Origin of the sequence: Hyunsoonleella ulvae, from assembly GCF_016827605.1 — a bacterium.
Taxonomy (GTDB): domain Bacteria; phylum Bacteroidota; class Bacteroidia; order Flavobacteriales; family Flavobacteriaceae; genus Jejuia; species Jejuia ulvae.
Genome location: NZ_JAEPJQ010000003.1, coordinates 241,218 through 258,393 on the forward strand (window position 1 = coordinate 241,218; position 17,176 = coordinate 258,393).

Below are 17,176 nucleotides of genomic sequence, written 5' to 3' on the forward strand. Positions count from 1 at the left end.
ACTACGATGGTATAGGTCGCATTTTAAGGGGTCTAATTTTAGGCCATAAAATACACTTAAAACCTAAAGGCTCTTAAAAGAGTCAGGAATTTATTAGATTTTATAAAATTATGGGCTTGTACAACGGTTACCGATGTTGTAGCTAGTATTTTTATTCCGGTTTTGCTATTAATACTCGTCCTTGTTCTTTAGCTTTTGAATCTCTTATTCCACCTAGAAAAGACCCTAAAAGCATTCCGCCAACAACCCCTATCAACATGGCATATATTCCTAATACATAATATAATAGTAAACTGAAAATTGAGCCTAAAACTATTCCGTTTCCAGTTCCAATTCCTGCGTAATAACCTTCAGATACTAAATTGAATTTGTCTTTCAAGAATTTTTTAAATTCAGGTAGTTTTTGACTTAAATATTTGTTTCTGTTAACAGATTCAGTTTTTAAGTTTAGGGTTTCTAATTCAGATTCAATTGTTTGAATTTGGTTTTGAGTTAAATTCCTATTTTTTAAATCCAACAAAATTCCAATATACTTGTCATAGAGTTTTATTTCAGATTTTTCAATAGAATTACTTTTCAAATTCATGAAGAAATTCAATGTGTCTTTTATTTCCATAATTTTATTTGGAATTGCAATAAAGTAGTATCTGTTTCTTTACGTTTTATGGGGTTATTTTCTTAATTCTTCCATTTCGCTTTTAATTTCCTCTAATTTTCTTAATAATGTTCCGTATCCCATGTTTAAATCCCATTTGTAGAGTTTTTCGGCAAAAAACACTGATATACTTGCTATTATTAAGAGACCAAGCAATCCCAAAAACGGAACCCCAAATACAAAATTCATTTCTGGATAAACCTGTAATAATCTTTGCGTAAGTCTATTGCCTATTGTAATTCCATTTACCTCTAGAAACCAATATCCTAAAAACATAGAAATAAGCATCACAGGATACATAATTCTAGCCACGTAGATGTTCCATTTGGTTTTAAGGTCCATCCATTCTAAAAATAATGTAAGGTGTTCATAACAGTTAACTCCTTTTTCAAGTCGCTTTTGTTTTTTCAATAGAATTTTATCCACAACTACCATTAGATTGAAGATTAAAAACATAGAAACTCCCATTATTGGCAATCCAATAAGAAATGATATGCCCAAAATGACCAGAGATGCTATAAAAATTAACTGAACATTAATTTTAAACCTTCGTACATATGAGTCAATGGCGTGAATTGATTTTCTATTATACAGGTCATTCATACTAGGTGTAGCAATTGGTTCGCTGTTTAAAAAACCTTCTTTCCAAATTGTTTCAATTGACTTTTCCATTTAATATTTTTTTTAAGCGTTGTTTTATTCGGTTTACTCGTGTACTGATATTGCTGGGTGAGGTTCCAATTATTTTAGCGATTTCTTTGTATGGTTTCTCTTCTAAGTAAAGAAGAATTACTGCTCTATCTACTTCAGAGAGAAGTTTAATAGCATTGTAAAGCGCGTTAAGTGCTTCGTCACTAAAGGTTTGATTTTTTTCGTTGATATCGAGAGAGTTGAAATCCGAAACAAAAAGGTGCTCATTGTTCTTTTTCTTCTTCAGTAATGTTATACAGGTGTTGAGGGATACCTTATAAACCCAAGTTGACCATTTTGCTTGTTTTGAAAAGCTATTTCTGCTTTTCCAGATTTGCAGACAAACTTCTTGATAGTAGTCCTCAAAATCTTCTTCTGAATAGGTGTATGCCTTACAAATCTTTATAATGATTGTAGCAAAAGGTAAAATTGACGTCTTATAGAAATTCTTACCCAAAATGGTTTTTACTTAATTAGTATTAAAAATTACAAATTGTCACACTTTACTAGATATTTTTTTAATTGAAACCGTTTTACGGTTGAGAAATGATGATTTTAGAATATATCCAGTCCTGAAATATGACTACGGGTTAATATAAGTTAATTTTCGGTTTAGCATAGGCGTTAGTAATTCTGAATGGATTCAGCCAGCCCAGAGCGCAGTCGAAGAGTAATCGCATCCGTCGTAATTGCGGTTATAAGTGTTACACATAGGCTTCCTAGTTTAAATTATAAAGCCCAACCATTATACATATATACGACTGCAAAAGTGTCAATAAATCCGTGAAGAGCAATATTGAACCATAAATCATTCTTTCTAATATGAAAAATAAAAGCCAAAAGCATACCTATAATACCCGATAAAATCTGCCCACTAATTCCTTGATATGAATGTATAAGGCCGAAAAGAAATCCAAAAAGAAGAATATTAATTGCCAAGCTTATTTTACTTGTCCCAAAGAACTTAGTGAACTGTCTCATTAAATACCCTCTAAATACAATTTCTTCTCCAAATGCTGCTGAAATCCAAATAAAAACTAACAGACTAAGTGATGCAGATAGGTTCCCTTTAAATTGTTCAAATACCGAAAAGTCCATAGGTACTCCTGTGAGATTAGTAACACCTGGTATCATTATGTATCCGTAGCATAAGAAGATTGTTATGCCTAATAGCAGCGCATAAACTAAAAGACTTTTTACATTTATATTTTTACGCTGAAAACCTAAAGCACTAAAAAGTTTTTTCCTGTGCTCTATTGCACTTGCTATTAATACTATTAATGCAGCAAATATCATTTGGAAATAACCTGTTAGGTATAAAACGTAACAAATAAGGATGGCAATTATTGGTGTTAATTTCGTAGTTAAAAAAGCTTTATTCATTTTTTTATCGTTTTTAATTTCAATACGAAGTAAATGTTATAAAGCGAAAAAATGGGCTGTATACCACTCATTTTAACTGAATGGTATCAAAATAATAGCTGAATAATCATTGTGTTTACAGCTTGTCTTTAAACCAGTTCATAAATTCTTGTTTTTTATATCTACTAATATTTATTTGAAAGCTTTTTTTAGTAGTAAAAATGGGTTTAAGTTGTATAGATAGTTTGCCGTTTTCTATGGATTTAACCTGTTCAATAGCATTGTAATGAAGAATAGTTTGTCTATTTGCTCTATAAAAGCTTTGTTTATTAATTTTACTTTCAACTTCATTTAAAGTAAAGTCTGAAATAATTGTTGTCCCATCTGTTTTAACAATATATACCACTTTGTTTTCACTATAGATAAAGGAAATTTCAGAATAATTAACTAATGTTATTTTTCCTCCTTGTTTAACTTTAAGGACACCTTGAATCGCAAGTGTCTTGTAAAGTCTGTATACATCAATTGAGAATAAAAGAACAATTGCAATAGTACATATTAATAGGGAAATTGAAAGTCCTTTTAATAGGTGGTAAATACTGAATGATTGAATTCCATTAATTAGACCGTTTAAACCATAATACAAAATAAGATATAGCAATGTAATGTAACCTAAAGTTGATAATAGGAATCGTGATAATAATTTTTTGTTGATTTTTTCGGTAAAGTGTTTCTTTTTGAAGTGATTGAAATTAATACTTGCGATAAGAATTACAAGAAACCCTGTAATAATTGAAACAATAATAGGAAATAAAGGAAATTCATAATCTTTATTGAACGGAAAATTTTTTGGTTCAAAAAGATGGTTCACTAAAATAGAGATCAATACAATGATGCTCCCATTTCTAAACCAGAAGTTTGAAAAATTCATTTTCTGTTTTAAAAATGTAAATGTTGTTTTCATCAAAAAAAATAAACTATTGTCTGGATTTTTCAAGCTTATGCATAACGTCCACTGTATAGGGATCGTTGCGGAAAATAAGCTATGATTTTCCGCCGTAACCGAAAGATAGCAAATTGCAATGAATTCCGATTAGGAATTCAACCGCAATGAATGATAGCCATCTTAAGTTAGCCACTGGTTTTATTTTTCTTTTTTATTAGCCCGTAAATTATGTTAATCGGAAAAATGAGTTGTCCAATAATCATAAGCAAAATTATCATATTGATGATTAAAGTCAGATTATTATTGAATTCATATTCCATAATTTCGGTCCGATAAAATTTGGTCAAAACCCAGATAAGTATAATTCCGCCAAAAGTTAGTCCAATATGAGTCCCATTTAACCATTTTGATAATTTTCTGCCTGTTTTTTGCATAATCCAATATCCAATTCCGATTATTCCAAAAAGTATTGAAATCAGTATTGCTAAATGCAAATGGGCAATCACATAATAAGCATCGTGAACATTAATGTCCCATGCTGTGTCTCCACTCAAAATTCCAATTACCATTGTAGTTGGAATAGCGAGTAAATAAATTATATGTGGTTTTTCAATCAGAAATTTCAATCGTTATATTTGATAAATGTTAGAAAATTATCCTAGAAATCCATTCTTAATTCTGTTATTTGCTTTTATTGGAATGGTCATCCGTTTTGTGTTTATTAACCTAATGTTGTTTGTCAGAGGGATTAAATCTAGAGATTTTTGGTCTTTTTCTAATGGTTTAAAACAGGTTGTATATAATCTTCTTTTGACTTTCTTTCTAATACTAGCTGTTACTTTATTTTTTATTTATAAATCTTTTCCGATTGTGAATTAGTCATCGAATGGTCTAAATGTTGCCCAACGGTCTTCTTTACTTTGAATTATTAAATTAACAGAAGAAAAAAGGCGAACTAAAACGGTCTTTGGGTTTAACGGGTTGTAATATGCGTTAATTTTCGATTTAGCACTGACCTTAGCAATTCCTAGTAGATTCAGCCAGCCCTGAGCGCAGTCGAAGGGTAGTCGAATCCGCCGTAATTGCGGATACATTGTTAGCAATAGTTTTTATTCATTTCTATTTTAGTTTAGATTGATATTTTGCTGAAAGATTGTGTCATTTCTTCAAAAGCTGTTTTTTGCGAACCTGCAAGAATTAAATCTTTTATTTTTCCAGTAATAACTTCAATAATATTTTGATATTTTTTTTGACTTTTTCCAAAATAAGTATTCATTATTTTGTTAGGTATAATATAGCTAACTTTCATTTTATTATCTTTTGTGAAATGTATTTTTGCCCCGTGCATATTACTTTTTTTAACAATTACGCATTTTTCCATCTGTCCGTTGGCATCGGTTCGCACTTCCCAACTATCATATTCCTTTTTAGCTTCAAATGAAGTTTCTTTTTTTATAAACTCCTCTATTTTTTCCAAAGAAGCATACTCTGGTTTTACTGATATTAATTGTTCCATACTATTATTAATTATATTGTTTTTTTCTTGCTCTTATATACGTTTTTGCTGAATAAATAATTCCTAAAGCGATAAGAATATACATTCCATATTTTGAAATAAAATTACCCACATTTGTTTTTGCCAACGCAGGGTTTTCTTTGTTATAATTAATGGTAAGTCCATCTCCAACAGATTTAAAACTTCCCAAAAACGGAAGTCGTTCGAGTTCTACAACCGTTTCAATGGTGTCGCCTTGCTGTGTTGCAAAAGATACGGTTGCTATTTCTTTAATTGTTTTTCCCGACCTTTTCTTTTCTATGTTTTTTATTATTCCTTTGGTTTCTATGTATTCCACTTGTTGTGAAAACATACTAAAAGGCAATAAAAACAATAGCGCTAAAAAAATACTTTTCATTCTCATAATTCTACTATTTATACTTAATTTCTTTTACTAATTGTAGCCAACGGTAAAGTGTATGATTTCGTTGCGTGGTTAAGCCTTTTTTAACAATGAGTTATACACAATGCTGCGTTCGCTCTTTTTCAATTTGGCAATTGTGTTAAATATTTTTCTTTTCATTTATGTCTATTGCTGACGGAACAAAATTAGCAGTAGAAAGTCGCTTGAAATTGTAAAAATGCGACATCTTAAAACTATTTGTAACAAAGGGCGGAAAGCGCTAATTTTTCGCGATTAATAAATTCTTTAGGGTGTATTCCTGTGAACTATTTAAAGTCTTTTTCGAGTTATCTACGTTTTGATAAGTTGTCTTTTTGGATTGAATTGATTGAGGCACTTCCAAAGTCCAATAGCAACTAACAAGCGATTTTAGGTCAGAATGTGCTTCGAATGTTTGGTAGTCCATTTATCGTTCGGTGGATTTTCTGAGAGACGCGCAACGGCTCTGTATGAGTCTTGTTGCGTTGTTTTCACTTTAAAAGTAAGCAAATATTACTGACTAAAAAGTCCGCTAAAAGCTAGCAATAAGGTTTGTACTTTGTTGTGCTTAAATCAATTCTGCATCTCTGAACATTAAGAGACTTAACATTAAAGCCCTTATCTTAGTTAATTTAGAAGAGTCAACGGAAAACTGGTCATCAACTAGTCCCGTGTAAAAATTAATCAATGGTAAAAACTTTACTCTATTTTCTTTATCCATAAGAATTCTTGCGAAATCTTCATAGTTAATTTGAGAATTTTCTTTACTATCATTTTTTTCTAAGAATTCGCCAAATGCAGTTTGTAAACCGTACGGGATTCCACCTTTCATAACAGCTGATAGTCTTATAAATTTTATTAATTCTTCTATTGGAATTTCTCCAGATAGATTCATTACATCAGAAACTTTTGTCCAGCCCACTGTATGCTCATCATTGATCACATCCTCAAGACAGCGTGTTAGTTCATTTTTGTTATTTTCTATTTTATTTCGCAATGTGGTTCTGAGTCTTACCTTTAAGAAAGGATACACTTTTAGTAATTGATTAATTCTATTGTACAATTGAGCATGCATAAATATGGTGGTTATTAAAAAGTATCCACCAGCTCCTATTTCTGGTTTTTCAGGATTTTCCCAATCAAGAAAATACCATTCTAAACTCTTCCCTTCTATAGTTTGAGGTAGTTGTATATTTATGTCTTTCTTTTCAAAGATTTTTTTTTCAATATGAGCTAATCGGTGATATAACTCATCAGCACTGAATTTTAGAGGAAAAAAATATTTAAATTCTTGTTCCTTTCTGATTTCTATTTCTTTGCTTCTTAGACTAGTTCTTATTGAAACCACATAGGTTATAATAGCAGAAATTACTGCTGTTACTACAGTAAGGAAAAATGTTATTAATTGATTTTCCATAAAGTTTGGTATGCGTGTAACGGTTTTGTCTATGGTTGCGTTACGCAATGGTACGCGAGTATCATTCCGCCGTAACCATAAATTTAGCAAAAAGGCCTGAAATTCCGAGTAGGAATTTCAGCCGTAATGAACTATAGGAGTCGTTGTTGTAGCTAGTATTTAATTCCGTTGTTATTTAATATTTCTTTTGTTTCAGCTCTGTTCAAATCTCTAATTATCTTTCCTGAATGACCATATAAATCAACAGTGTTTTTGGGTCTATCGTATTCTTTCAGAGCATAATTGAATTTTTCGGTTTCGAAGTTGTAATTAATTGAAATTATCGTTTTTAAGGAATCGACTATTACAACATAATTATCATTTTCCATTTCAATTCCTTTATTCCATTTGTCAAAGGATGCGTATTTAGCGTAAAATCTGGGAATATTAGTGCTTTCATTTTTCCAAGTTTGATAAACACTGGTATTTTTACTTGTCGTAACTAAATTCGAATCAATTGGAACAAGTCCGATTTCAATTCGCTCGTCGTTAAATGAAGTTCCATAAAAGGTAGGATGATACTTCTTAAATATTCCAAATCCAAAATATAAAATCAAAATCACACTCAATATTTTCCAGAAATGTTTTTTCATATTAGCTACAACGGCTCTGTATAAAGTTTGTTGCGTGTTTTCAAGCTAAAAGTAACCAAATTATTACTGATTAGAAAGTTCGTGAGAACTTTCGCAAGTAAGCTATTAGCTAGCAATAAAATTTATACTTTGTTGTAGCCAGTTTTTATTTCTAATTCGTTCCATTTTTCCTTCCAGTTTTTCTTTTCAATCCTATTCTTGTAAATGGTCAAATCAAACCTCGGTGTTGGTACAACTAAAAGGTTAAATAAATCTTCTAATCCATAAGGTGCTATATACTCAATCTTGTTTTTGAAATTCAATCTTACAGCTATTGAGGTAGCTGTTTCAGGCCAAAAGGAAATAGCTTTATTACAATCAGTATATTGTTTGTGACCGTTTCTAATATGCATCCTTGCTTGATTCTTAACAGACCAATTTAGTTTAGGATTCAGATTTCTCAGCCTGCTCTCTATTTCTAAGTCAAACTTTTTGGTCAAATTTGATTTGTCAAAATATATTACGTCAATATCATTAAGTTCAGTTTTGTCTTTCCCGTGTTTTTCGTCCCAAACTTTATTTCTAACAAAACCAGCTCCAATCCAACAATCTTTTAAGTTTAAATCTCTGACTATTTTCAAAATATTAGTCATCCATTTATCTCTTTCAATAATATCGATTAGTTTATTTCCTAGCTCTTCAGGCATTTTGGGTAATTGGCTACAACGGTTACGTATAAGAATAGTGCGGTTTTGTGTCCGAGGATTTTCCGCAGGAAAATCAGAGTGACCAAATACGCACTAACCTTTTGATTTAGGAATAAACTTACGCATTATTTTTACAATGTTGTATGCTGTGCTTTATTCACTAATTATTTCAGATTTTCTACTATTCCACAATGCAATTGTCGATGCAGTAAAAAAGATAACCAAAATTATATTTAAGTAACCTCCTTTTATGATAATCCAAATGTTGTCAGGTAAATACTTTGTGATTAAATCCTCAATTAAAAATGGAATTAGCGGAAAAAAAATGATAATCCATTTCGGATATAAAGTTTTTCTTTTCCAAACTTGGCTAATAAAAAGAATGGACAAAATTCCAACAATCGGATAAACAAATAACCTCAAAATTCCGTTTATTTTTTCAGAGAGCGAAACTGCATTGTTTATGTCAAGATTATATTCAGTCGCTAATTTTGCGGATGTTGCAATAGCGAGAAAAGCTCCGTGAACTATTCCAAACGCTATTAATATACTTCCGAAAAAAATCAAAACACCATTTCTATAAATCGGTTTTGTCGGTTTAAATGCGTAATAAACTTGACCTAATCCGAGCATATAAAACCAAGTCGCAAATAATGCACAGACTCCACTTGCAATAATTCTAAAGTCAGATGCATTTCCCATATTCCGCTTTAAATTCATATTGACTGGGTCATAATATAAAAGCATATCTCCAGCAAATAAAGTCAATCCACCTAATATTCCAAAAATTCCAAAAACTCTAATCCAAAATTGGCTAATTTTCATTGATTACTGGTGTTTTTCGGCATTGCATACAACGGTCTCGTATAACCGTCAGTTACGGGTTAAATTAGCGATTATTTTCGGATAAGCACTGACGTTAGCAATTCCGAATGGATTCGGACGTAGTCGAATCCGCCGTAATTGCGGTTAGCATCTATGTAAAAGCAGTCTATCGAGTATCTTTAAGATGATAAAAAAAAATAGAGATATGGAACGACAAACTGCTACCCCTAAATTATACATTGGTATTGACATACACAAGCGAAGTTGGAAAGTTCACTGTTCGAGTGATTTATTTGCAGGCAAAACGTTTTCAATGCCTCCAGAGCCTTACTTATTGAAGTCCTATGTAGATAAACATTTTAAGAATTACCAAGTGAGTTGTGCCTATGAGGCGGGCTGTTGCGGATATAGAGCGCATCGTGCATTTAGGGGTTACGGATGGCACAGTCTGGTAGTAAATCCTGCTGATATTTTTAGAAAGGGCAAAGAGCGGTATACAAAAACAGATAGGATAGATGCACAGTTGATAGCCAGAGAGCTGAAAGATGGCAGGCTTGAGAGTATAGAGGTACCCGATCGAAAGCGCGAGCAGTTGCGCAGTCTATTTAGACGTCGCAACGATTTGGTCAAGGATATGCGTCAAATAAAGAGTTATATCAAGATGCAGTTATTGTACTACGGTGTCAAGATTCCAGAGGAGTACGATAACGATCATTGGAGCCATGATTTTAGAAATTGGTTGGACGAATTGCGTTTTGAATACGTAACAGGAGATGAAGCATTACAAAGCAGGATGCGCAGCTTTCGGTTTATAGATCAGGAATTTAGGGCTGTGTCAACAGCGCTTCGTAAATATACAAAGCAATATTACAAGAAAGACTATATGCTATTGCGCAGCATACCAGGTATAGGGGCCATAGTAGCCAGCGGTATACTCAGTGAGCTAGGCGACCTACGCCGTTTCACAAGTATAAAACATCTAGCGGGCTATGTAGGCTTGTGTCCGGGGATTCATCAAAGTGGGGATAACTTAAGACATACAGGAGTAAGTATGCGTGCTCATAGGTTGATGCGCAGCTATTTTATAGAAGCAAGTTGGCAAGCGATACGTGCAGATCCTGTGATGCAGGCATATTACCGCAAGCATCAGGGCAAGAACGTAAAATCAATAATTGTTAAGATTGCCAGAAAACTATTGAGCCGCACCTTGGCAGTAATAAAAACAGAAATACCTTATGAAATAGGAGTAATAGAGTAATAACGCTTTTGCAAAGAGAACAATAATTAACAAGATAACTAAGCTCAAAAAGATAAAAACCTGAAACACAGAACAATGTAGGTGGCGGTTTTCAAAATCGACCACATCGGTTAGCAAGTGATCAGGTTTAATAACTCATAATCATACAGATGCTGGTAACGGCTTAAGAAAGCTGATTACATATAGGATGCTGAGCGAGTTATATAAAAAGGCATTGTAATGTTGATAACGCTGCGCGTTAGCCAACATTCCAACACCACATTAGCATTATGATATAATTAAAAATAAAATAGTAAATTTAAACTCATCTAAGGTACTTGCTTAAACAATGGCTTTTCATAGGATACATTGTTAGCCACTGTTTTTTTGTTTTCCATTTATTAATTCCGAATGATTTTCAGCGTTTTTTATGTCCAAAATCCATTTTTCTGTATAGTCATTCTTTGTTAAGTCTGAAATTCCATTTAAAAAATGATTTCGCAATTCGTTAACAGTCATTTCCTTTTGAGTCGGTTCAAATTTAATCTTACATTTATAAATTCCAGGTAGAAATTTTAACCAATTCCGCCATTTTTCTTTCGGTTTTTCAAGACCATTAACTCTAAAAACTTTTCCATTACAATCACAAAACATTTTGTTACGATAATACTTGTCAAAAATTGATTTTTTGTCTGTATATATCAGATTGCTAAATAGAATATAGTCAAGAATATCATCATCATTCCATTTTTCAGTCGATATGTTTATTATTGGAAACGTCATTTTTTAAATTGTGGCTAACTAGTATATATATGCAAGTTTTGCACATGCATAAAAATAGTAATAAAATTCACATAACATCTGCAAACACTAAGAAAAATGCTTTTTTATAGTCATGCATTTTGTATATCAAATTCACTTTTTTTATAAACTTGATATACAAAATACACGTATGTAAATACTTGTATTTAACTGTTGTTTTGTGAATTTTTATACTACTTGCTAACATCATGTAGCACTTAAGATTGCCGTAAAAGAAATTTTAAATAACAAATGGAATAAACCAAAAATTAATACGTTTTTTTAAGAAGGCGAGAATAAGCAATTATTATAACTAACATAAAAATAGAGTTGTCATGTTTTATAAAAATGGGCAAGGAGCAAGTTAAAGGTAAATTTACACACGCTTAAAATGATTGAAAACAAAAAGACCACCGTTTAAAGTGGTCTTTTTAGGACTAGTCAATGGATTCATTATTCTAATCTCTCAATACATGGATTACACCTGTAATGGTATGTGGGTTACCGTTAAAATCTTCATAACTACCACTAAAGTTAATATCAATATATTCATCTACTGCTCCCAAGGCTGTTACGTTATAAATAATAGTATTATTATCCCCAGATATACCAAGACATTCAGAAATATTTATACCAGTATCATTTTCATTGTCAAAATTTAAATTGTCATAAGTGCCAGTGTGCGGTGCATCATTTAAAACACCAAATAAGTAAAAACAACCATTGGTGTTACCGGAGCTCTCTCTTTCTGCAGAAATGCTTAAACTGTTGTTTATGTTACCACCTGTAGCCATAAAGCTAGCTTGGATATTTGTGGTTATCAATAATTCATCAGTATCATCAATAGTATACTGAATAAATTCAGCAATAGTATTACAGGAAAGTAGGTTTCCTAAATTGGTTTCAGTATCATTAAAAGTATAGTTTATTGCCCCGGTAGTTTGTAAATTACTGGTGTCTATTGCTTCAATTGAAAAGCTATCAGATGAAGTACAACGCAACAAGTTAATTTCAAAAGCACCATCTATCACGGTATCATAGAAGGTTTGCGCTCCGTAGGTTAATATCACATAACCTTCAGTAATAGGGTTTTCGTTACAATCGGCAAATGTACCAAATACTGCTTCTTCTATAATATCTGAGTTTTGTTCAACCACTACAGCAATACTGTCATCTGTAGTATAAGGGCCAATCATTGCAGAGTAGATACTATTTGCACCACAAATTGCAAAATCATAGATGTTAATTTCTAGAGTTTCTCCGCTAGGTACTAATCCACATACTTCTCCTAACTCATTGGTATAGCCGGTACGTGTACCATAGGTGTTACTTGTTATAGTTACCCTAGTGTTGGCAAAAGGCGTGTTGTCTTCATTTGTTACAGTAACACATAGGTTTACGGCTTCTGCTGGTATATCGCAGTTCCAAAACGAAAAGTGCTTAACGGTTCCGATGTAATTACTACCCACTAAAGTAGCTTCTCCTTCTTCAATCCAATACCCTTTGGCTTCGTTAAAATACCAAAGCGGAATGGTGCTAGGTGCTATAGATAATAAGCTAGCATCAACAGGAATTTTAATTTCTGCGGAGCTGTCCTTGCTTAAGTTTAAATCCTCACCAGTAGCACCTCTTAATTCTACTGCCAACATGCCTAAAGTTTGTAGCATACGTTCTTGGTTGGCTTCGTTTTCAGCATAAAGCATTCCTGGCATCTGTAAGGTAACATTCTCGTCTGTGGGATCTAAATGATGGATGATAACATCTAAACTTCCTGAATAAGGCGTGCCATCTTCCTTGATGTAATCTCCTTTTAAACTCACGGAAGCACCGTTTGCTATAGAAATGGTTTTTTCAGTGCCACTGGTAGTTGAGCCAGCCACTGTTTCTTCTAAAAGCATGATAGATACTTTATTAACACCGTTGGATGGTACTAAAGATCTAGAGCCATGTATATAGCCTGTTTTTTCAGCTTTAATATATGCAAAGCGTTGGTTTGCCTTGGCATTTTCAATATAAAACACCCCATTTTCATCGGTTTGTGTTTGGTCTGTACCAATAGTAATGGTAACATCTTGTAGTGGGTTTCCGTTGCTGTCCATTACGTTGCCTAGGAACGATCGGGTAATTTCACTACCAAAATTTTCGCTAAAGTTTGATGGTGTATCATCTTGTTGGTCGTCGTTTGAAATACTGTCTTTATCGCACGACAAAAAAATTCCAAAAAGGAATAGTGTAAAAATAAGTTTAAGTTTCATAATTACTTTATTAGTAGGTTAAACAATTTGGGTTAATGACTGCCAAAGCAGTCATTTGCTTATATAACAAGTGAGCTCGTAAAATTCCTACCCTTTAGTTTTAAAAAAATAAAAAACCCTTTAAACTACAGCGTTTAAAGGGTTTCTTTTTTATGTTGGCTTTTAATTATAGGTTAAATACATTTTTAACCTTATCCAGATAATCTAATTTTTCCCAAGTAAATAATTCTACATCAAGGGTTTTACTATCGCCATTGGGCTGTGTAAAGGTTTTTGTAACGGTTGTGTTGCTGCGTCCCATATGGCCATAAGCTGCAGTCTCACTATACATAGGAGACCGTAGTTTTAGTCGTGTTTCAATGGCATACGGGCGCATATCAAAAATTTCAGATACTTTTTTTGCAATTTCGCCATCACTTAAATCTACTTTAGAGGTGCCATAGGTGTCAATAAAAATCCCCATAGGCTCTACAACACCAATGGCATAACTTACCTGTACTAAAACTTCTGAAGCCACACCGGCAGCAACCAAGTTTTTTGCAATATGGCGGGTAGCGTAAGCAGCACTTCTGTCTACCTTACTGGGGTCTTTCCCAGAGAACGCACCGCCACCGTGGGCGCCCTTACCACCGTAGGTATCTACAATAATTTTACGTCCTGTTAAACCTGTATCACCATGAGGGCCACCAATAACAAATTTTCCTGTTGGGTTAATGTGGTATGTAATCGTGTTGTTGAATAGTTTTTGAATAGACTCGGGAAGTTTAGCAACAACGCGAGGTATTAAAATTTCAACAATATCTGTTCTAATTTTTGCTAGCATGGTAGCATCATCAGCAAAATTATCATGTTGTGTGGATACTACAATGGCATCTATACGTTGCGGAACATTATCGTCACTATACTCAATAGTTACCTGACTTTTAGAATCTGGTCTTAAGTAGGTAATATCCTTGTTTTCTCTTCTAAGAGCAGCCAATTCAATTAAAATACGATGTGATAAATCCAGGGCCAACGGCATGTAATTTTCTGTTTCGTTGGTAGCATAACCAAACATCATACCTTGGTCGCCAGCACCTTGTTCCTCTTTGGAGGCACGGTCTACACCTTGGTTAATGTCTTGGGATTGTTCGTGGATTGCAGAAAATACACCGCAAGAATTTCCATCAAACATATACTCGCCTTTGGTATATCCTATGCTATTAATAGTATCTCGGGCAATTTTCTGTACGTCTAGATAGGTTTTAGATTTTACTTCGCCAGCAAGCACTACTTGCCCTGTTGTTACAAGGGTTTCGCAAGCTACTTTAGAGTCGGCATCAAAAGCCAAAAAGTTATCAATTAAGGCATCACTTATTTGGTCTGCAACTTTATCTGGGTGTCCTTCAGAAACACTTTCTGAAGTAAATAAATACGACATTGTATATTTTTAATTTATGAGATAAGATTTGACGGAAAACGTCAAGGAAGTTAACACTGCCTTTAGCATTTTTATTTACACTGAAATATTAGAGTGTAAAGAGGTTGCAATCAGTCAAATCTTTCCTCTGTGATTTATGGATGCAAAAGTAAAAAAATAAAAGAATATGTAAATATGTTTTTAGATTTTTCATCCAAGACTTGGTAACTTCATTTAATTTTTAAATATTTGATGTGTTATAAATGAAAAATCAAATTTTAAATAGCCTAATTAGTATTACTGTGATCATTTCGCAGTGATAGGAAGCGTTATTTAATATTTAAAATAATAAAACACCTTCCTAGATTTCTAAGAAGGTTTTTTTTATGACTTTTTTTTCATTTGAACATCATAAAAAATATAGTTTAAACTATTGAAAAACAGAGATTTGTGTGTTTTTTATATGTAGTGAATTTAACCGCTAAGTAAGCATGAAAAAGATGAAAATGACATAAACAAGTATTTTCGTTCTCTGAAATTAAGGATTCTTTTTGAAATTCTTAAAGAATTTGAAATTTTTGCAACTAAATAAGCTAAACCCTAAAATTATTTTCAATAAAAATGGCCGAACTTAATAAATACAGTAAAAGATTAACACAGGATGAATCTCAACCAGCATCTCAAGCCATGTTGTATGCGGCAGGTTTGACGGAAGAGGATATGCTAAAAGCGCAAATTGGTATTGCGAGTACTGGTTATGATGGAAATCCGTGTAACATGCATTTAAATGGATTAAAAGACGAGGTTAAAATTGAATGTAATATTGCTGGTTTAGTTGGTTTAGGTTTTAACACCATAGGTGTTAGTGATGGTATTTCCATGGGAACCTCTGGTATGAATTACTCTTTGGTATCTCGTGATATTATTGCAGATTCTATTGAAACGGTTATGAATGCGCAAAGCTACGATGGCTTAATAGCTATAGTGGGGTGTGATAAAAATATGCCAGGATCTATTATTTCTATGTTGCGTTTAAATCGTCCTGCCATAATGATGTATGGAGGCTCTACAGCTTCTGGAGCCTACAAAGGCAAGAAATTAAATATTGTTTCGGCTTTTGAAGCGTTAGGACAAAAAGTAGCTGGGGAAATAGATGAAGCAGAATATAAAGAGATTATAAAAAGAGCAATTCCTGGAGCAGGAGCTTGTGGTGGTATGTATACTGCAAATACAATGGCTTCTGCCATAGAATGTATGGGCTTTGCATTGCCTTATAACTCGTCTATCCCAGCCGAAAATCCAAACAAATTATCAGAAGCAGAGCGATATGCTAGAGCTATTAAAAATTTATTGGAGTTAGATTTAAAACCATTAGATATCATTTCTAAAAAATCTCTAGAAAATGCAGTTACCTTGGTAAATGCACTTGGAGGTTCTACAAATGCTGTGTTACACTTTTTGGCTATAGCACATGCTGCTGATATAGATTTTACATTAGAAGATTTTCAACGAGTAAGTGATAGAACACCTTTAATTGGGGATTTAAAACCTAGTGGCAAATACCTAATGGAAGATGTACACGGTATAGGAGGTATTCCTGCAATTATGAAATATTTATTGGAAAACGGATATTTGCACGGCGATTGTATGACGGTTACAGGAAAAACATTAGCAGAAAATTTAGCTGGTGTTGAAGCTATAGAGTTTGAAGAACAAGATATAGTGTACCAAAAAGAACAAGCTTTAAAATCTTCTGGAAACTTACAGATTCTTTACGGAAACCTAGCAGAAGAAGGGGCTGTAGCAAAAATATCTGGTAACGAAGGATTGTTGTTTGAAGGTAAAGCTGTGGTTTATGATAGTGAGCAAGAAGCCAATACAGGGATATCCAATGGAGAGGTTGAGAGAGGTGATGTCGTCGTCATTCGTTATGTAGGCCCTAAAGGTGGTCCTGGGATGCCAGAAATGTTAAAACCAACATCGTTAATTATGGGTGCAGGTTTGGGTAAATCTGTAGCATTGATTACTGATGGTCGTTTCTCAGGAGGAACCCATGGTTTCGTGGTAGGGCACATTACACCAGAAGCACAATCTGGAGGAGCTATCGCGTTGATTGAAACTGGTGACAACATTAGAATTAGCGCAGAAGATAACTCTATTAATGTATTGATTTCAGAAGAAGAGTTGGCGCAAAGAAAAGCCAATTGGGTTATGCCAGAGCTAAAACATAAAAAAGGAATATTATATAAATATGCAAAATCGGTTGCATCAGCCTCCAAAGGTTGTGTAACAGATGCATTTTAAAACATTTTGTTATTCCGTGCCGAAATTTCG

The 17,176-nt window shown here is 33.2% G+C and carries 17 protein-coding genes; 2 read left to right on the forward strand and 15 right to left on the reverse strand.

The genetic code is table 11. From position 1 onward, the window contains the following. Nucleotides 1–151: 151 nt before the first annotated feature. The 12 genes from JS605_RS10050 to JS605_RS10105 all read right to left on the reverse strand — a co-directional run bounded on the left by JS605_RS10050 (nucleotide 152) and on the right by JS605_RS10105 (nucleotide 9,150). Nucleotides 152–616: a hypothetical protein gene (locus JS605_RS10050; RefSeq protein ID WP_203257592.1), complete on the reverse strand. Its 465-nt coding sequence runs from the start codon at nucleotides 614–616 to the stop codon at nucleotides 152–154. Nucleotides 617–670: 54 nt separating this feature from the next. After that, nucleotides 671–1,327 carry a hypothetical protein gene (locus JS605_RS10055; RefSeq protein ID WP_203257593.1) on the reverse strand — a complete coding sequence of 219 codons (657 nt, stop codon included), beginning with the start codon at nucleotides 1,325–1,327 and terminating at the stop codon, nucleotides 671–673. After that, on the reverse strand, nucleotides 1,311–1,802 hold the full coding sequence (locus tag JS605_RS10060) for an RNA polymerase sigma factor (RefSeq protein WP_203257594.1): 492 nt from the start codon (nucleotides 1,800–1,802) through the stop codon (nucleotides 1,311–1,313). Before JS605_RS10060 ends, JS605_RS10055 begins: the two co-directional genes overlap by 17 nt. Nucleotides 1,803–2,074: 272 nt before the next feature. Beyond that, the gene (locus JS605_RS10065) at nucleotides 2,075–2,728 is read right to left on the reverse strand and encodes a CPBP family intramembrane glutamic endopeptidase (RefSeq protein ID WP_203257595.1); all 654 of its coding nucleotides are present in this window, start codon (nucleotides 2,726–2,728) and stop codon (nucleotides 2,075–2,077) included. Between the two features lie 115 nt (nucleotides 2,729–2,843). Further along, nucleotides 2,844–3,671, reverse strand: a complete 828-nt coding sequence (locus tag JS605_RS10070) for a LytR/AlgR family response regulator transcription factor (RefSeq protein WP_203257596.1) — start codon at nucleotides 3,669–3,671, stop codon at nucleotides 2,844–2,846. Nucleotides 3,672–3,838: 167 nt separating this feature from the next. Continuing rightward, nucleotides 3,839–4,279, reverse strand: a complete 441-nt coding sequence (locus JS605_RS10075; RefSeq protein ID WP_203257597.1) for a cbb3-type cytochrome c oxidase subunit I — start codon at nucleotides 4,277–4,279, stop codon at nucleotides 3,839–3,841. A 503-nt stretch (nucleotides 4,280–4,782) separates the two neighbouring features. Further along, the gene (locus tag JS605_RS10080) at nucleotides 4,783–5,169 is read right to left on the reverse strand and encodes a hypothetical protein (protein ID WP_203257598.1); all 387 of its coding nucleotides are present in this window, start codon (nucleotides 5,167–5,169) and stop codon (nucleotides 4,783–4,785) included. Nucleotides 5,170–5,176: 7 nt separating this feature from the next. Further along, nucleotides 5,177–5,566 carry a hypothetical protein gene (locus JS605_RS10085; RefSeq protein WP_203257599.1) on the reverse strand — a complete coding sequence of 130 codons (390 nt, stop codon included), beginning with the start codon at nucleotides 5,564–5,566 and terminating at the stop codon, nucleotides 5,177–5,179. Nucleotides 5,567–6,158: 592 nt separating this feature from the next. Then, nucleotides 6,159–7,007, reverse strand: coding sequence for a hypothetical protein (locus tag JS605_RS10090; protein WP_203257600.1), 849 nt, complete (start codon nucleotides 7,005–7,007; stop codon nucleotides 6,159–6,161). Nucleotides 7,008–7,159: 152 nt separating this feature from the next. Continuing rightward, on the reverse strand, nucleotides 7,160–7,639 hold the full coding sequence (locus JS605_RS10095) for a hypothetical protein (RefSeq protein ID WP_203257601.1): 480 nt from the start codon (nucleotides 7,637–7,639) through the stop codon (nucleotides 7,160–7,162). Between the two features lie 122 nt (nucleotides 7,640–7,761). Beyond that, the gene (locus tag JS605_RS10100; RefSeq protein ID WP_203257602.1) at nucleotides 7,762–8,325 is read right to left on the reverse strand and encodes a nucleotidyltransferase family protein; all 564 of its coding nucleotides are present in this window, start codon (nucleotides 8,323–8,325) and stop codon (nucleotides 7,762–7,764) included. 153 nt (nucleotides 8,326–8,478) lie between these two features. Beyond that, nucleotides 8,479–9,150 (reverse strand): DUF6796 family protein, encoded by a 672-nt coding sequence (locus JS605_RS10105; RefSeq protein WP_203257603.1) that lies wholly within the window; start codon nucleotides 9,148–9,150, stop codon nucleotides 8,479–8,481. A gap of 205 nt (nucleotides 9,151–9,355) precedes the next feature. Here JS605_RS10105 and JS605_RS10110 point away from each other — a divergent pair, with 205 nt between their 5' ends. Then, nucleotides 9,356–10,408: an IS110 family RNA-guided transposase gene (locus JS605_RS10110; RefSeq protein ID WP_203257604.1), complete on the forward strand. Its 1,053-nt coding sequence runs from the start codon at nucleotides 9,356–9,358 to the stop codon at nucleotides 10,406–10,408. A 351-nt stretch (nucleotides 10,409–10,759) separates the two neighbouring features. Here JS605_RS10110 and JS605_RS10115 read toward each other — a convergent pair whose 3' ends face one another. The 3 genes from JS605_RS10115 to metK form a co-directional block, all read right to left on the reverse strand. Continuing rightward, the gene (locus JS605_RS10115; RefSeq protein WP_203257605.1) at nucleotides 10,760–11,170 is read right to left on the reverse strand and encodes a hypothetical protein; all 411 of its coding nucleotides are present in this window, start codon (nucleotides 11,168–11,170) and stop codon (nucleotides 10,760–10,762) included. 476 nt (nucleotides 11,171–11,646) lie between these two features. Continuing rightward, nucleotides 11,647–13,443 carry a hypothetical protein gene (locus tag JS605_RS10120; RefSeq protein WP_203257606.1) on the reverse strand — a complete coding sequence of 599 codons (1,797 nt, stop codon included), beginning with the start codon at nucleotides 13,441–13,443 and terminating at the stop codon, nucleotides 11,647–11,649. Nucleotides 13,444–13,609: 166 nt separating this feature from the next. Beyond that, the gene (gene metK, locus JS605_RS10125; RefSeq protein WP_203257607.1) at nucleotides 13,610–14,863 is read right to left on the reverse strand and encodes a methionine adenosyltransferase; all 1,254 of its coding nucleotides are present in this window, start codon (nucleotides 14,861–14,863) and stop codon (nucleotides 13,610–13,612) included. 600 nt (nucleotides 14,864–15,463) lie between these two features. Between metK and ilvD the strand changes: the two genes are divergently transcribed. After that, nucleotides 15,464–17,146, forward strand: a complete 1,683-nt coding sequence (ilvD, locus tag JS605_RS10130) for a dihydroxy-acid dehydratase (RefSeq protein WP_203257608.1) — start codon at nucleotides 15,464–15,466, stop codon at nucleotides 17,144–17,146. Nucleotides 17,147–17,176 lie beyond the last annotated feature (30 nt).

Bases quoted from the DNA above. Each gene is read 5' to 3' on its own strand.
- JS605_RS10105 (WP_203257603.1), bottom strand. From the start codon at position 9,150: ATGAAAATTAGCCAATTTTGGATTAGAGTTTTTGGAATTTTTGGAATA.
- JS605_RS10070 (WP_203257596.1), bottom strand. From the start codon at position 3,671: ATGAAAACAACATTTACATTTTTAAAACAGAAAATGAATTTTTCAAAC.
- JS605_RS10095 (WP_203257601.1), bottom strand. From the start codon at position 7,639: ATGAAAAAACATTTCTGGAAAATATTGAGTGTGATTTTGATTTTATAT.
- JS605_RS10115 (WP_203257605.1), bottom strand. From the start codon at position 11,170: ATGACGTTTCCAATAATAAACATATCGACTGAAAAATGGAATGATGAT.
- JS605_RS10080 (WP_203257598.1), bottom strand. From the start codon at position 5,169: ATGGAACAATTAATATCAGTAAAACCAGAGTATGCTTCTTTGGAAAAA.
- JS605_RS10050 (WP_203257592.1), bottom strand. From the start codon at position 616: ATGGAAATAAAAGACACATTGAATTTCTTCATGAATTTGAAAAGTAAT.
- JS605_RS10090 (WP_203257600.1), bottom strand. From the start codon at position 7,007: ATGGAAAATCAATTAATAACATTTTTCCTTACTGTAGTAACAGCAGTA.
- JS605_RS10065 (WP_203257595.1), bottom strand. From the start codon at position 2,728: ATGAATAAAGCTTTTTTAACTACGAAATTAACACCAATAATTGCCATC.
- JS605_RS10055 (WP_203257593.1), bottom strand. From the start codon at position 1,327: ATGGAAAAGTCAATTGAAACAATTTGGAAAGAAGGTTTTTTAAACAGC.
- metK (WP_203257607.1), bottom strand. From the start codon at position 14,863: ATGTCGTATTTATTTACTTCAGAAAGTGTTTCTGAAGGACACCCAGAT.
- JS605_RS10085 (WP_203257599.1), bottom strand. From the start codon at position 5,566: ATGAAAAGTATTTTTTTAGCGCTATTGTTTTTATTGCCTTTTAGTATG.
- ilvD (WP_203257608.1), top strand. From the start codon at position 15,464: ATGGCCGAACTTAATAAATACAGTAAAAGATTAACACAGGATGAATCT.
- JS605_RS10120 (WP_203257606.1), bottom strand. From the start codon at position 13,443: ATGAAACTTAAACTTATTTTTACACTATTCCTTTTTGGAATTTTTTTG.
- JS605_RS10110 (WP_203257604.1), top strand. From the start codon at position 9,356: ATGGAACGACAAACTGCTACCCCTAAATTATACATTGGTATTGACATA.
- JS605_RS10100 (WP_203257602.1), bottom strand. From the start codon at position 8,325: ATGCCTGAAGAGCTAGGAAATAAACTAATCGATATTATTGAAAGAGAT.